The organism is Pseudoxanthomonas sangjuensis, from assembly GCF_010211755.1.
GTDB lineage: Bacteria > Pseudomonadota > Gammaproteobacteria > Xanthomonadales > Xanthomonadaceae > Pseudoxanthomonas_A > Pseudoxanthomonas_A sangjuensis.
Genome location: NZ_PDWR01000013.1, coordinates 1 through 13,784, shown reverse-complemented (window position 1 = coordinate 13,784; position 13,784 = coordinate 1). Strand labels below are relative to the sequence as shown.

Genomic DNA, 13,784 nt, shown 5'->3' with positions numbered 1-13,784 from the left:
CGGTCTGGGGACATGGCTCGGCATCCTGCCGGTTCGCCGGTGAACCGGGTGGCAAGGCTCAATGGCGGAAATCCTGGTGGCAGGCCTGGCAGCTTTCCTTGGCGGATTCGACCAGCTTGGCCGCGCCGGCGCAATCGGTGGGCGGGGCGGCCAGCGCGGCGTCGAGCTTGGCGCGGAACTGGCTGGCATGCTCGGTGAAGCGCTGGTCCTCGGCCAGGTCCGGGAAGGCCAGTTCCAGGTCGTTGCTCATCGCGCGCAGCGTGCGCACGTGCGGTACCGAATCGGTGGCGGCGCACCGGTTCTGTTGCACGGTCCGCTGCAGCAGGCCGACGTGCTTGCCCATCACCTGCATCACGCTGTGCGGGAAGTGGTCGCTGCGCTGGTCGATCGCGCGCATCGCCATCACCGTTGCGACCGCGCCGACCACCAGGCCGAGCAGGAACAGGAACAGGTAGCGGGACGCGTTGGACTTCTTGGCGGGCAATTCGGCAGACATGCGGCGGGCTCCTTGTCCAGATGGGTGCCGGCGAGGCTGTGCCAGCGGCCCCGTACAATAACCGGATGGACGCAATCGACAAAAGCCGGCCGGGGAAAAGCCCGGAATGGCGCGACCGCTTCGCCGGCATCGACCGCCTGTACGGGCGGGGTGCGGTGGAGAAATTCGCGCGCAGCCGCGTCGCCGTGGTCGGCCTGGGCGGGGTCGGCTCGTGGGTGGCCGAAGCGCTGGCGCGTTCCGGCGTCGGCCACCTGACGCTGATCGATGCCGACGACATCTGCGTATCGAACACCAACCGCCAGTTGCCGGCGCTGGCCGGGCAGTACGGGCGCAACAAGGTCGATGCGATGGCCGAGCGCTGCCGGGCGATCAATCCATCGATCGAAATCGACGCGGTGCCGGCGTTCGTCGTCGCGTCGAACCTGGAGCGACTGCTCGACAAGGGCTACGACCTGGTGCTGGACGCCTGCGACAGCTTCCGCACCAAGGTGGAGATGGCCGCCTGGTGCCGGCGGCGCAAGCTGCCGATCGTGGTATCGGGCTCCGCCGGCGGCCGCACCGACCCGACCCAGGTGCGCGTGCGCGACCTGTCGCGCACCGAGCACGACGCGCTGCTGGCGCTGGTGCGCAAGAAGCTGCGCGGCGAATTCAATTTCCCGAAGAACCCGCAGCGCTACTTCGGCGTGCCGGCGGTGTATTCGCTGGAAAACGTCAAGTATCCGCAGACCGACGGCAGCGTCTGCGGCCTGCGCCCGCAACTCGGCGCCGACGCGGCGCTGAAGCTGGACTGCGGCATCGGCCTCGGCGCGGCCACGCACATCACCGGCACCTTCGCCTTCGCGATGGTCGGCAAGGCGCTGGAACTGCTGCTGAAGGGAAAGCCGGTCAGCGCGCCGGCAGCCTGAACAGCCGCTCGGCGTTCGCGCTGGTCGCGCGCGCCAGTTCCTCCGGCGCGATGCCGCGCAACGCGGCGAAGGTCCGGCAGATGAAGTCCAGCCGCGCCGGCTCGTTGCGCTGGCCGCGGATTCCCGCGTCCGGCTGGTCGGGCGCGTCGGTTTCCAGCAGCAGGAATTCCAGCGGCATCGTCGCGACGAGCCGGCGCAGGCGTTGCGCGCGCTCGTGGGTCGCGGGCCCGCCGAGGCCGAGCAGGAAACCGTGGTTCCACAGTTGCCTGGCCTGCTCCTCGCTGCCGGAATAGCTGTGCACCACGCCGCGCAGCTTGCCGACGCGCCGCACCGCGGCGATCACCGCGTCGACCGCGCGCCGCGCATGCACGATCAGCGGCAGGTCGTATTCGCGCGCCACCTCCAGCTGCCCTTCGAAATACTCCTGCTGCGCCTGCGGGTCGAGGCCCTCGACGAAGAAGTCGAGCCCGCATTCGCCGACCGCGAGCGGCTTCTCGCGTTCGATCCAGTCGCGCAGTTCGCGCAGGTGCCGCGGCCGGTGTTCGGCCAGGTACATCGGGTGCAGGCCGTAGGCGGGAAACAGGCCGGATGACGCCTGGCCGGGCTGCGCGGCGCAGATGTCGCGAAGCTTGGGCCAGCCGGCGGCGGCGACCGCGGGCACGACCTGGCGCATCACGCCGGCGGCCCGCGCGCGGCCGATCACCGCGGCGCGGTCGGTGTCGAATTCCTCCGCGTCGAGGTGGCAATGGCTGTCGACGAGCGGTTCCGGGACGGGCACGGCGTCAGGGGGTGTCGCGATCTTCCCGCTGGCCCGGGATCGCCGGCGGTTGCGCCTGTTGCTTGCGGTTCTTCCAGCTGGCGAAAAGCAGGGTGCCCAGGCCAAGCAGGATCTCGTCCACGCCCGGAACGAAATCCGGCACGAACAGGTCGAAGACGAACAGCGTGGCGGCCAGCCAGAACAGGGTGGGGAAGCGCAGCTTCCCGGCCCAGGTCAACAGCGGTTGCAGCAGGGGGTTGGCCATCGTGATCCGCGCCTCGGTTTCGGCTGGCCACAAACTAGCATGCCGCGCCTATTCATGTCGGCTTTGGTTTGTCCGACGGAAGTCAGGTTTTCGTTCAGGATTTCCATGCTGCAATGGCGCCGCCACAACAAGGGTCCACCCGCCCCCGGAGAACGACAATGAAGAACACCACCACCCTGCTGATTGCTGCTGGCGCCCTGCTGGTTGGCGGCGTCGCGACAGCGGCCTTCATGAACAACCGCAGCTCGGCGCAAGTCGAAGCCGCCGCCGATCCGGCGCTGGCGATGGACGACGCGGCCGCCAATGGCCAGATCGAGGCCGGCGCGCTGCAGTACGCCGAAGTGCTGAAGGTGACCCCGGTCACCGCCAAGGAACAGGTCTACGCCACCGTGATCGGCAGCGAGGCGGTGCGCGAAACCAGCACCACGAACACCCCGCACGAAGTCTGCGAGGACGTGGGGGTGCAGGACCGCGCGCCGGAGCGCGACGGCAACGTCGGCGGCACCGTGGCCGGCGCGGTCATCGGCGGCGTGCTCGGCAACCAGATCGGCAGCGGCAACGGCCGCAAGGCCGCGACCGCGGCGGGCGCCGTGGTCGGCGGCATCGTCGGCAACAAGATCGACAAGCGCCACGTCGGCGGCCAGGTGACCACCCGCACCGAACGCCAGTGCCACACCGAGACTTCGACCTCGCAGACATCGAAGGTCACCGGCTACAACGTGACCTACCGCAACCCGGACGGCACCACCGGCACCATGCGCACCGACAGCAAGCCGGGCAGCCGCATCGCGCTGGGCAACGTCGACCAGGTGCAGGGCTACGACGTGACCTACCGCTACAACGGCGAGGAGAAGACCATCCGCATGGACGAAAAGCCGGCTTCCGACCGCCTGCCGGTGGTCGACGGGCAGGTGGTGGCGGCGGTTCCGACCGGCGAAAGCCAGGGCTGATCCGCCGGCGTCCTTCGCCGATTGATGCAGTGCACGAGGCCGGCGCAATGCCGGCCTCGTCGTTTTCGCGGGATGCGGTGGGGGTTACGGCGCCCCGGCACCGCCGAATACAATGGCGTGATTCCCAACCGACGGTCCTTCCATGGCGCTCAATCCCTACGACCTGTACGACGTCCGTTCGTTGTTGTCCGAGGAAGAGCGCGCGGTGCAGGATTCGGTGGCGCGTTTCGTCGACGAGCGCGTGCTGCCGATCATCGGCGAGTGCTTCGAGCAGGGGCGCTTCCCGAAGGAGCTGGTCCCGGAGATCGCCGGGCTCGGCCTGCTCGGTTCGACCCTGCCGGAGCAGTACGGCTGCGCCGGCCTGAACTACGTCAGCTACGGCCTGATCTGCCAGGAACTGGAACGCGGCGACAGCGGCCTGCGCAGCTTCGCCAGCGTGCAGTCGTCGCTGTGCATGTACCCGATCCATGCCTACGGCAGCGAAGAGCAGCGCCAGCGCTGGCTGCCGAAGATGGCCGCGGGCGAGGTCATCGGCTGCTTCGGCCTGACCGAGGCGCATGGCGGCTCCGACCCGGCCAGCATGAAGACCCACGCGAAGAGGGATGGCGGCGACTGGCTGCTCAACGGCAGCAAGATGTGGATCACCAACGGCAACCTGGCCGACATCGCCATCGTCTGGGCGCAGACCGACGACGGCATCCAGGGTTTCGTCGTCGAGAAAGGCTTCGCCGGCTTCACCGCGCAGGAAATCAAGAAGAAGATGAGCCTGCGCGCCTCGGTGACCAGCGCGCTGTTCTTCGACAACGTGCGCGTGCCGGAGGCCAATCGCCTGCCGAACGTGAAGGGCCTGAAGGGTCCGCTGGGCTGCCTCACCCAGGCCCGCTACGGCATCACTTGGGGCCCGATCGGTGCCGCCATCGCCTGCCTCGACGAAGCGCTGAATTATTCGAAGGAACGCATCCTGTTCGGCCGCCCGGTCGCGGCCACGCAGAGCGCGCAGCTCAAGCTGGCCGACATGGCGCGGCGCATCACCACCGCGCAACTGCTGTCGCTGCAACTGGGCCGGCTGAAGGACGCCGGCACGATGCAGCCGCAGCAGGTGTCGCTGGCGAAGTGGAACAACTGCCGCATGGCCATCGACATCGCGCGCGAATGCCGCGACCTGCTCGGCGGCGCCGGCATCACCACCGAGCACGCCGCGATCCGCCACGCGTTGAACCTGGAATCGGTGATCACCTACGAGGGCACCGAAACCGTGCACCAGCTGGTGATCGGCCGCGAGCTGACCGGCCTCAACGCGTTCTGACGCCGCTGCTCGGGCTCGCTGGCGAGGGCAGGGCATGGGCATCGTTCTTCCGGCCGCACCGGTACCTGGTCCCACGCTGGAAACCGCGCGGCTGGTCCTGCGCCCGCCATGCGCCGACGACTTCGAGCCATGGGCCGGGTTCATGGCCGACGAACGCAGCGCCCGCTACCTCGGCGGCGTCCAGCCGCGCGCAGTGGCGTGGCGGGCATTGGCGGCGATGATCGGCGCATGGCACCTGCGCGGTTTCTCGATGTTTTCGGTGATCGAGAAGGCCAGCGGCCGCTGGATCGGCCGGCTGGGGCCGTGGCAACCGGAGGAATGGCCGGGCACCGAGGTGGGTTGGGGCATTGTCCGCGACGCGGAAGGCCGCGGTTATGCGACCGAGGGCAGCACCGCGGCGATCGACTGGGCCTTCGATGCGCTGGGCTGGCGCGAGGTGATCCACACGATCCAGCCCGGCAACGAGCCGTCGAAGGCGGTCGCGCGCAAGCTCGGCTCGCGTTACCTGCGCATGGACCGGTTGCCCGCGCCGCACGGTTTCGAAGTCGAGGTCTGGGGGCAGGACCGCGGGGAATGGATGGCGCGCCGCGCCGGGAGGAACGGGTGATCGCGATCCATGGCTATTCGGTTTCCGGCAATTGCCACAAGCTGCGCCTGCTGCTGGAACAGATGGGGCGCCATCCCGGCCGGGATTACCGCTGGATCGAAACCGACAGCGCGCATGGCGCGACCCGCACCCCGGAATACCTCGCCAAGAACCCCAACGGCAAGGTGCCGATGCTGGAACTCGACGACGGCCGCGTGCTGGTCGAATCGAACGCGATCCTGCATTACCTGGCCGAAGGCACCGCCTTCCTGCCCGACGACCCCTGGCAGCGCGCGCAGGCGTTGAGCTGGATGTTCTTCGAGCAGTACAGCCACGAACCCTACATCGCCGTGGCCCGCTTCATCCGCGGCTGGACGCCGCTGGATTCGCCGCGCCGCGCCAACGAGTTGCCGCGCTGCCTCGAGCGCGGCAACCAGGCGCTGGCGGTGATGGACAAACACCTGCAGTCGAGCGACTGGTTCACCGGCCCGCGCTACGGCATCGCCGACATCGCGCTGTTCGCCTACACCGGCGTCGCCCACCACGGCGGCTTCGAGCTGGCCCGATACCCGAACGTTTCCGCCTGGCTGGCGCGCGTGCGCGCAACGCCGGGCTTCGTCGAAATGCCGGCGCCGGCGCCGGAAAACGCGGCGTTGCTCGCCGCTTCCGCATGAACCCGAGGAGTCCTTGATGAGTTCCGCCATTCCCGCGCGCATGCGGGGCGTCAACCGCGCCGAGATCTGCGACCAGAACTTCAGCGAATTCGTGCGCGGCTGGAACGGCCGCGCCGCGGCGAAACCGGCCGCGGGCGAGGCGGTGCTGCCGGGCAGCGCGCTGGACGCGCGCGGTTTCGTCGAGCTGTTCGAATCGCAACTGATCTCGCGCCACCTCGACCTGATGGCGCGGGTGCTGCGCGTGCAGAACAAGGTCTTCTACACCATCGGCAGCAGCGGGCACGAAGGCAATGCGATGGTCGCGCGGCTGACCCGGCATACCGACCCGGCCTTCCTGCATTACCGCAGCGGCGGCTTCATGGCCGAGCGATTCCGCAAGCTGCCGGGCATGGATCCGGTGATGGATTCGGCGCTGTCGTTCGCGGCTAGCGCGGAAGACCCGGCTTCCGGCGGACGGCACAAGGTCTGGGGCAGCAAGCCGTTGTGGGTGCTGCCGCAGACCTCGACGATCGCCTCCCACCTGCCGAAGGCGCTGGGCACGGCGATCGCGATCGAACAGGCCAAGCGCATCGGCCATGCCTTGCCGATACCCGACGACAGCATCGCGATCTGTTCGTTCGGCGACGCATCGAGCAACCACGCCACCGCACAGACCGCGTTCAACGCCGCGGCGTGGACCGCCTACCAGAAACTGCCGGCGCCGGTGCTGTTCGTCTGCGAGGACAACGGCATCGGCATCTCGGTGAAGACCCCGGACGGCTGGGTCGGGCGCAATTTCCGCAGCCGCCCCGACCTGGACTATTTCCACGCCGACGGCCTCGACCTCGCCGCCGGCTACGCCGACGTGCGGCGCGCGGTCGAGCACTGCCGCAGCACGCGCCGCCCGACCTTCCTGCACCTGCGCACGACCCGGATCATGGGCCACGCCGGCACCGACTTCGAAGTCGAGTGGCGCAGCATCGAGGAACTGTGCGCGGTCGAGGCGAGCGATCCCCTGCTGCGCAGCGCAGCCATTGCGCTGGAGTCGGGGCTGTATTCGAAGGACGAACTGCTGGAACTGTACGAAGCCATCCGCAAGCGCTGCTTCGCCGCCGCGGAAGAGGCCGACCGGCGCCCCAAGCTGACCACGCTTGAACGGGTCGTCGCGCCGCTCGCGCCGTACACGCCGCAGGCCGTTGCGCGGGAAGCCGCGCGTGCGGCGCCGGAGGACAGGCGCGCCGCCGTGTTCGGCGGCGCGGACAAGTTGCCGGAGAAGCTGCCGCCGCGGCACCTGGCGATCCAGATCAACAACGCCCTGCACGACCTGCTGTGCAAGTATCCCGAAGCGCTGCTGTTCGGCGAGGACGTGGCGCAGAAGGGCGGCGTGTACACGGTGACCAAGGGCCTGCACAAGGCGTTCAAGGGCAACCGTGTGTTCAACACGCTGCTCGACGAGACGACGATCCTCGGCCTGGCGCAGGGCTACGCCAACCTGGGCATGCTGCCGCTGCCGGAAATCCAGTACCTGGCGTATTTCCACAACGCCTGCGACCAGATCCGCGGCGAAGCGGCGTCGCTGCAGTTCTTCAGCAACGACCAGTACCGCAACCCGATGGTCGTGCGCATCGCCGGGCTGGGTTACCAGCGCGGCTTCGGCGGGCATTTCCACAACGACAACTCGATCGCCGCGCTGCGCGACATCCCCGGCCTGGTCGTCGGCTGCCCGTCGCGCGGCGACGATGCGGCGACGATGCTGCGCACGCTGGCGGCGCTGGCCAAGGTCGACGGGCGCGTGTCGGTGTTCCTCGAGCCGATCGCGCTGTATATGACCAAGGACCTGCACGAAGCCGGCGACGGCCAGTGGCTGTTCCCGTACCCGGCACCCGGCGAGGCGATGCCGCTGGGCGAGGGCCGCGTCTACAACGCAAAGGCCGACGACCTGGTCGTGTTCACCTACGGCAACGGCGTGCCGATGAGCCTGCGCGCGGCGAAGCGGATCGAGGCCGAGCTGCACTGGAAGGTGCGCGTGGTCGACCTGCGCTGGCTGGTGCCGCTCAACGAGCGGTTCATCGCCGAACAGGCCAGGAACGCGAAGCGCATCCTGGTCGTCGACGAGGGTCGGCATTCGGCCGGCGTGGGCGAGGGCATCGTTACCGCGATCGCCGAAGCGGGTTATCGCGCCCGTCCGTTCCAGCGCGTGGTCGGCGCCGACACCTACACGCCGCTGGCCGGCGCGGCGTTCCTGGTGTTGCCGGGCGAACAGGACATCGTTGCCGCGGCGCAGCGGCTGGCCTGATATTCTCCGGCCCTCATCGACAGGGAGAACGGCATGGCCAAACCGAAAGTCGCGGTGATCGTCGGCAGCCTGCGCAAGGGCTCGTTCAACCGCCAGCTGGCGCGGACGGTGGAGAAGCTTGCCGGCGACGCGCTGGAATTCGTCCATGCCGACATCGGCGACCTGCCGCTGTACAACCAGGACGACGACGCGGATTTCCCCGCGGCATCGGTCCGTTTCAAGCAGGTCGTCGAATCCGTCGACGCGCTGCTGTTCGTCACGCCCGAATACAGTCGCTCGGTCCCCGGCGTGCTGAAGAACGCCATCGACATCGGCACGCGGCCGGCCGGGAAGAATTCGTTCGCGGGCAAGCGCGCGGCGGTGATCGGCACCTCGCCCGGCGCGCACGGCACGGTGTCGGCGCAACAGCACCTGCGCAACGTGTTGTCCGCGGTCGGGCTGGCGGTGCTGCCGCAACCGGAAGTCGCGATACAGCACAAGGAGGGATTGTTCGACGACGGCGGCGAACTGGTCGACGAGCGCACGCGCAAGTTCCTGCAGACGTTCCTGCAGAAGTTCGTGGACTGGCTGGCCTGAGATCGATCCCCGCTGCCACCGGGAGAGGGTTGGGGCGAGGGGAGATCGAGATTGCCCTCGTTCGGGCCGCACCGCTCCGTTCGCCCCCCATCCGACGCCTTGTGCCACTCTGGTCCAGGCATCCGGGGGCAGGCCCTTCTCCCGTTGGGGGAAGGAATCAGCGCTGCAAGCCTTCGCTCAACGGCCGCTCGTGCAAGGCGATGCCGCCTGCACTCAATGCGACTTGGGTGCGTTCCAGCGGCAATACCGCCAGCGCCTGCCACGGTGCGGCCGAAGTGGCGCTGACGATCCTGCCGATCTTGTTGCCATCGGATTCGACCTCCGCATCCGCGGCGACCGGCGCGTCCGCCTCCAGCAACGCCAGCCCGCGCTTGGCCTGGCCGAGGAAATGCGTGCGTGCGACGATCTCCTGGCCCGGATAGCAGCCTTTCCTGACGCTGAAGGCGGGCAGGCGCTCCAGCGACAGTTGCTGCGGCGTCCATTGCTCGCGTTGCGATTCCGCCAGTCGCGGCAGGCCGTGGGCGAGGTCGAAGGCGAACCAGCGGGTGATGGCTGGGACATCATCCGTCGCCGCGGACGAGGCGATGCGCAGGCTGCGTGCGCCGCCGTCCGCGGCGAAATCGAGTTCGATGGCGTCGTCGGCCTGCGCCAGTACCGCCCCGGCGGCCCGCGCCGGTTGCGCGAAGCGACCCTGCACGGAGAGGTCGTTGCGGACTTCGATCTTCAACTTTCGTCGAAACACGAAACGCCGCAGCTGTTCCGCGAGCGTCGCGGCGGGGTAGTCCGGCACCAGCAGGAGAACGCGGTCTGCGGCCGGGCGCAGCAGCGCGAACAGCGCAATGACGCGCCCCTTCGGCGTTAGCCACGCATTCCATTGCCATTGTCCGGCCGGCAACGCGGTCACGTCGTTCGCGAACTGGGCGTGGGCGAAGGCGGCGGCGTCCGGTCCTTCCAGCGCAACGACGGCGTGGTCGGGGAGGGCGAAGAAGTGCGGAATGTCGGGCAGGTTGTCAGCCACGGGTGCGCGGGACTAAAATTTTGTGCGTCGCATGATAGGACAAACCCCTCCCAGCGCCGAAGCCGCGCCCGGAACGCTGAAGCCCGAAACGGCCGATGCGGTTCGGGAAGCCGTGCCGCCCAAGGAAGTCGGCGGGCGCGAAGGCCCCGAGCCCACGCGCTACGGGGATTGGGAAAAGAACGGGCGCTGCATCGATTTCTGAGCGGCGCCAGCCCAGCCAACGCGGTTGCATCGGGGGAGTCATTCGATGCCGCCGCCCAGCCGAGACAACGAGTCAAGCGCATGGCGACCCGTCCACGTCCGCTTTCGCCACACCTGCAGGTCTATCGCTGGCAGGTGCAGATGGCGACCTCCATCATCCACCGCGCCACCGGCATCGTCCTCGCACTGGGCGCGTTGCTGATCGTCGCCGCACTGGCCGCGCTGGTTTCCGGTCCGGAATCCTGGGCCTGCGTTTCCGGGCACGCCGGCGCCTGGTACGGCAAGGCCTTCCTGTTCCTGTGGACCTGGGCCTTCACCTTCCATCTGCTCAACGGCATCCGCCACCTGTGGCAGGACGCGGGCATGGGCTACGACAAGTCCGCCTTCGTCCGCAACGGCTGGCTGGTTTCCGTCGGCAGCCTGCTGCTCGCGCTGCTGGTCTGGGTCGCGGTCTACGCGAAGGGAGGCGTGGCATGAGCCGGTTCCGCACACCGCTGAAGAACGCCCGCGGCCTGGGTTCGGCGAAGGAAGGCCTGCACCACTGGATCATCCAGCGCATCACCGCGGTCGCGCTGGTCTTCCTGGGGTGCTGGTTCGTGTATTTCGTCGTCGGCCTGGTCGGTTCCGACCGCGTCGCCGCCACCGAGGCGATCGCCAGGCCGTGGAATGCGGTGCTGCTGATCGCCTTCCTGATCAGCGGCTTCTGGCACGCCCAGCTCGGCCTGCAGGTGGTGCTGGAAGACTACGTGCACTCGCCGCTGTCCGCGGCGGTCCTGCAGCTCGCGGTGCGCTTCGCCTGCGTACTCGCCGCGCTGGCCGGCATCTTCGCCGTGGTGCTGATCGCCCTGGGCCGCGTCTGACGCGTCCGTCTCGCCGGGAAAACACCGAATGACTTCCGCATACAAGATCACCGAACACAAGTACGACATGGTCGTGGTCGGCGCTGGCGGCGCCGGGCTGCGCGCGACCTTCGGCCTCGCCGCCAAGGGCCTGCAGACCGTGTGCCTGACCAAGGTGTTCCCGACCCGCTCGCACACCGTCGCGGCGCAGGGCGGCATCTCCGCCGCGCTGGCCAACATGGGCGAGGACGACTGGCGCTACCACTTCTACGACACCATCAAGGGGTCGGACTGGCTGGGCGACCAGGACGCGATCGAGTACATGTGCCGCGAGGCGATCCCCGCGGTGATCGAACTGGAGCACCAGGGCGTGCCGTTCTCGCGCACCGAGGAAGGCAAGATCTACCAGCGCCCGTTCGGCGGCATGACCACGCGTTACGGCGAAGGCCCGCCGGCGCAGCGCACCTGCGCCGCCGCCGACCGCACCGGCCACGCGATGCTGCACACGCTGTACCAGCAGTCGCTGAAGCACGACGCGCGCTTCATGATCGAATACTTCGCGCTCGACCTGATCTTCGACGAAGAGGGCGTGTGCCGCGGCGTGCTGGCGCTGGACATGGCCGAGGGCTCGCTGCACCTGTTCCGCGCGCACGGCGTCGTCCTCGCGACCGGCGGCTACGGCCGCGCGTATTTCTCCGCGACCTCGGCGCACACCTGCACCGGCGACGGCGGCGGCCTGGTCGCGCGCGCCGGCCTGCCGCTGCAGGACATGGAATTCGTGCAGTTCCACCCGACCGGCATCTACGGCGCCGGCTGCCTGATCACCGAAGGCGTGCGCGGCGAAGGCGGCATCCTGCGCAACAGCAACGGCGAGCGCTTCATGGAGCGCTATGCGCCGCACTACAAGGACCTGGCGTCGCGCGACGTGGTGTCGCGTTCGATGACCATCGAGATCCGCGAAGGCCGCGGCGTCGGCGAACACAAGGACCACATCCTGCTCGACCTGACCCACCTCGGCCCGGAAGTGATCCACGAGAAGCTGCCGGGCATCGCCGAGAGCGCACGCATCTTCGCCGGCGTCGACGTCACCAAGCAGCCGATCCCGGTGCTGCCGACCGTGCACTACAACATGGGCGGCATCCCGACCAACTATCACGGCGAAGTGGTGCGCAAGGTCGGCGACGATCCGGACGCCGTGGTGCCGGGCCTGTACGCGGTCGGCGAGGCCGCCTGCGTGTCGGTGCACGGCGCCAACCGCCTGGGTTCGAACTCGCTGCTCGACCTGGTGGTGTTCGGCCGCGCCGTCGCCAACCGTTGTGCCGAGACGATCAAGCCGAACCGGCCGCACAAGGTGCTGCCGGCCTCGGCCACCGACAAGGCGCTGGGCCTGCTCGACAAGCTGCGCAACGCCAACGGCTCCACGCCGACCGCGGTGATCCGCGACCGCATGCAGCGCACCATGCAGTCCGACGCGGCGGTGTTCCGCACCGAGAAGTCGCTGCAGGAAGGCTGCGCGAAGATGGCGGAGATCTTCGCCGGCTTCGACGACGTGAAGGTGTCCGACCGCTCGCTGGTGTGGAACTCGGACCTGATCGAGACCTACGAGCTGAACAACCTGCTGCTCAACGCGGTGGCGACGATCAACTCGGCCGAACAGCGCCACGAGAGCCGCGGCGCGCACGCGCGCGAGGACTACCCGGAACGCGACGACGCCAACTGGCACAAGCACACCCTCGTCACCGTCGACGAGAAGGGCAAGTGCAGCTTCGATTACCGTCCGGTGCACATGTACACGCTCAGCAAGGACGTGGACGTGGTACCCCCCAAGCCGCGCGTTTACTAAGCCAGGGCGAGAGACAGACAGATGGCCGAATTCGCACTCCCGAAGAATTCCCGCATCGGCAAGGGCAAGCACTTCCCGGCGCAGGGCGCGAAGAACGTTCGCACCTTCAAGATCTACCGCTGGAACCCGGACGACGGGCAGAACCCGCGCACCGACACCTACGAGATCGACCTCGACAAGTGCGGGCCGATGGTCCTGGACGCGCTGATCAAGATCAAGAACGAGATCGACCCGACGCTGACCTTCCGTCGTTCCTGCCGCGAGGGCATCTGCGGTTCGTGCGCGATGAACATCGACGGCACCAACACCCTGGCCTGCACCAAGGCGATTTCGGATTGCGGCAAGGCCGAGGTGCCGATCTACCCGCTGCCGCACATGGACGTGGTCAAGGACCTGGTGCCGGACCTGACCCACTTCTACGCGCAGTACGCGTCGATCAAGCCGTGGATCCGCACCCAGACCCCGCCGCCGCCGGACCGCGAGCGGCTGCAGTCGCCGGCCGACCGCAAGCAACTGGACGGCCTGTACGAATGCATCCTGTGCGCGTGCTGCTCGACTTCGTGCCCGAGCTACTGGTGGAACGGCGAGCGTTACCTGGGCCCGGCGATCCTGCTGCAGGCCTACCGTTGGATCATCGACTCGCGCGACGAGGACACCGGCGAGCGCCTGGACGATCTGGAAGACCCGTTCAAGCTGTACCGCTGCCACACCATCATGAACTGCGCGCGCACCTGCCCGAAGGGCCTGAACCCGGCCAAGGCGATCGCGGAGATCAAGAAGCTGATGCTGGCGCGCGCCGCATAAATTCGCTCGTCATTCCCGCGGAGGCGGGAATCCAGTGACTTTGTTTTTGCTTCAAAAGAAACCCGCTTCACGGCGGGTTTCTTCGTTTGGCAGGATGGGGCGGGTCATGACCCGCCCGCTTTAGATTTCGCGAGGTGGCGGGTCGGGACCCGCCCTACCCGGGCTGCCGCACATGGACGTGGTCAAGGACCTGGTGCCGGACCTGACCCACTTCTACGCGCAGTACGCGTCGATCAAGCCGTGGATCCGCACCCAGACCCCGCCGCCGCCGGACCGCGAGCGGCTGCAG

16 protein-coding genes and 1 pseudogene are annotated in these 13,784 nt (G+C 68.3%); 13 read left to right on the top strand and 4 right to left on the bottom strand.

What is annotated here, in order from left to right:
• Positions 1 to 58: 58 nt before the first annotated feature.
• Positions 59 to 496, bottom strand: a complete 438-nt coding sequence (locus tag CSC71_RS08375) for a cytochrome c (protein WP_162373912.1) — start codon at positions 494 to 496, stop codon at positions 59 to 61.
• Between the two features lie 65 nt (positions 497 to 561).
• On the opposite strand from CSC71_RS08375, the gene CSC71_RS08370 reads away from it, so the two are divergent.
• The gene (locus CSC71_RS08370; RefSeq protein ID WP_162373911.1) at positions 562 to 1,401 is read left to right on the top strand and encodes a tRNA threonylcarbamoyladenosine dehydratase; all 840 of its coding nucleotides are present in this window, start codon (positions 562 to 564) and stop codon (positions 1,399 to 1,401) included.
• Here the strand turns inward: CSC71_RS08370 and CSC71_RS08365 are convergent.
• Both CSC71_RS08365 and CSC71_RS08360 read right to left on the bottom strand, forming a co-directional pair.
• On the bottom strand, positions 1,382 to 2,179 hold the full coding sequence (locus tag CSC71_RS08365; RefSeq protein WP_162373910.1) for a TatD family hydrolase: 798 nt from the start codon (positions 2,177 to 2,179) through the stop codon (positions 1,382 to 1,384). The genes CSC71_RS08370 and CSC71_RS08365 overlap by 20 nt on opposite strands.
• A 4-nt stretch (positions 2,180 to 2,183) precedes the next feature.
• The gene (locus CSC71_RS08360) at positions 2,184 to 2,423 is read right to left on the bottom strand and encodes a DUF6116 family protein (RefSeq protein ID WP_162373909.1); all 240 of its coding nucleotides are present in this window, start codon (positions 2,421 to 2,423) and stop codon (positions 2,184 to 2,186) included.
• A gap of 158 nt (positions 2,424 to 2,581) precedes the next feature.
• Between CSC71_RS08360 and CSC71_RS08355 the strand changes: the two genes are divergently transcribed.
• The 6 genes from CSC71_RS08355 to CSC71_RS08330 all read left to right on the top strand — a co-directional run bounded on the left by CSC71_RS08355 (position 2,582) and on the right by CSC71_RS08330 (position 8,790).
• Positions 2,582 to 3,373 carry a glycine zipper 2TM domain-containing protein gene (locus CSC71_RS08355; protein WP_162373908.1) on the top strand — a complete coding sequence of 264 codons (792 nt, stop codon included), beginning with the start codon at positions 2,582 to 2,584 and terminating at the stop codon, positions 3,371 to 3,373.
• 142 nt (positions 3,374 to 3,515) lie between these two features.
• On the top strand, positions 3,516 to 4,679 hold the full coding sequence (locus tag CSC71_RS08350; protein ID WP_162373907.1) for an acyl-CoA dehydrogenase family protein: 1,164 nt from the start codon (positions 3,516 to 3,518) through the stop codon (positions 4,677 to 4,679).
• A gap of 34 nt (positions 4,680 to 4,713) precedes the next feature.
• Positions 4,714 to 5,286, top strand: coding sequence for a GNAT family N-acetyltransferase (locus CSC71_RS08345; RefSeq protein ID WP_162373906.1), 573 nt, complete (start codon positions 4,714 to 4,716; stop codon positions 5,284 to 5,286).
• Positions 5,253 to 5,939, top strand: a complete 687-nt coding sequence (locus tag CSC71_RS08340) for a glutathione S-transferase family protein (RefSeq protein ID WP_162373905.1) — start codon at positions 5,253 to 5,255, stop codon at positions 5,937 to 5,939. The genes CSC71_RS08345 and CSC71_RS08340 overlap by 34 nt, the downstream gene beginning before the upstream one ends.
• Positions 5,940 to 5,955: 16 nt before the next feature.
• A complete protein-coding gene (locus CSC71_RS08335) occupies positions 5,956 to 8,214 on the top strand; it encodes a thiamine pyrophosphate-dependent enzyme (RefSeq protein WP_162373904.1) in 2,259 nt (752 codons plus the stop codon).
• Between the two features lie 33 nt (positions 8,215 to 8,247).
• Positions 8,248 to 8,790 carry an NADPH-dependent FMN reductase gene (locus CSC71_RS08330; protein ID WP_162373903.1) on the top strand — a complete coding sequence of 181 codons (543 nt, stop codon included), beginning with the start codon at positions 8,248 to 8,250 and terminating at the stop codon, positions 8,788 to 8,790.
• 157 nt (positions 8,791 to 8,947) lie between these two features.
• Here the strand turns inward: CSC71_RS08330 and ygfZ are convergent, their stop codons facing one another.
• Positions 8,948 to 9,808, bottom strand: coding sequence for a CAF17-like 4Fe-4S cluster assembly/insertion protein YgfZ (gene ygfZ, locus CSC71_RS08325; protein WP_246192091.1), 861 nt, complete (start codon positions 9,806 to 9,808; stop codon positions 8,948 to 8,950).
• Positions 9,809 to 9,839: 31 nt separating this feature from the next.
• On the opposite strand from ygfZ, the gene CSC71_RS15745 reads away from it, so the two are divergent.
• From CSC71_RS15745 to CSC71_RS08295, 6 genes and pseudogenes are all read left to right on the top strand, one after another.
• Complete coding sequence (locus tag CSC71_RS15745; RefSeq protein ID WP_162373902.1) at positions 9,840 to 10,010, top strand: DUF1674 domain-containing protein; 171 nt, start codon at positions 9,840 to 9,842, stop codon at positions 10,008 to 10,010.
• 80 nt (positions 10,011 to 10,090) lie between these two features.
• Complete coding sequence (gene sdhC / locus CSC71_RS08315; RefSeq protein WP_162373901.1) at positions 10,091 to 10,486, top strand: succinate dehydrogenase, cytochrome b556 subunit; 396 nt, start codon at positions 10,091 to 10,093, stop codon at positions 10,484 to 10,486.
• Complete coding sequence (gene sdhD, locus CSC71_RS08310; RefSeq protein ID WP_162373900.1) at positions 10,483 to 10,869, top strand: succinate dehydrogenase, hydrophobic membrane anchor protein; 387 nt, start codon at positions 10,483 to 10,485, stop codon at positions 10,867 to 10,869. Before sdhC ends, sdhD begins: the two co-directional genes overlap by 4 nt.
• 28 nt (positions 10,870 to 10,897) lie before the next feature.
• The gene (gene sdhA / locus CSC71_RS08305) at positions 10,898 to 12,691 is read left to right on the top strand and encodes a succinate dehydrogenase flavoprotein subunit (RefSeq protein ID WP_162373899.1); all 1,794 of its coding nucleotides are present in this window, start codon (positions 10,898 to 10,900) and stop codon (positions 12,689 to 12,691) included.
• A gap of 21 nt (positions 12,692 to 12,712) precedes the next feature.
• On the top strand, positions 12,713 to 13,495 hold the full coding sequence (locus CSC71_RS08300; protein WP_162373898.1) for a succinate dehydrogenase iron-sulfur subunit: 783 nt from the start codon (positions 12,713 to 12,715) through the stop codon (positions 13,493 to 13,495).
• Between the two features lie 163 nt (positions 13,496 to 13,658).
• A pseudogene (locus tag CSC71_RS08295) lies at positions 13,659 to 13,784 on the top strand (succinate dehydrogenase iron-sulfur subunit); the annotation flags it as partial.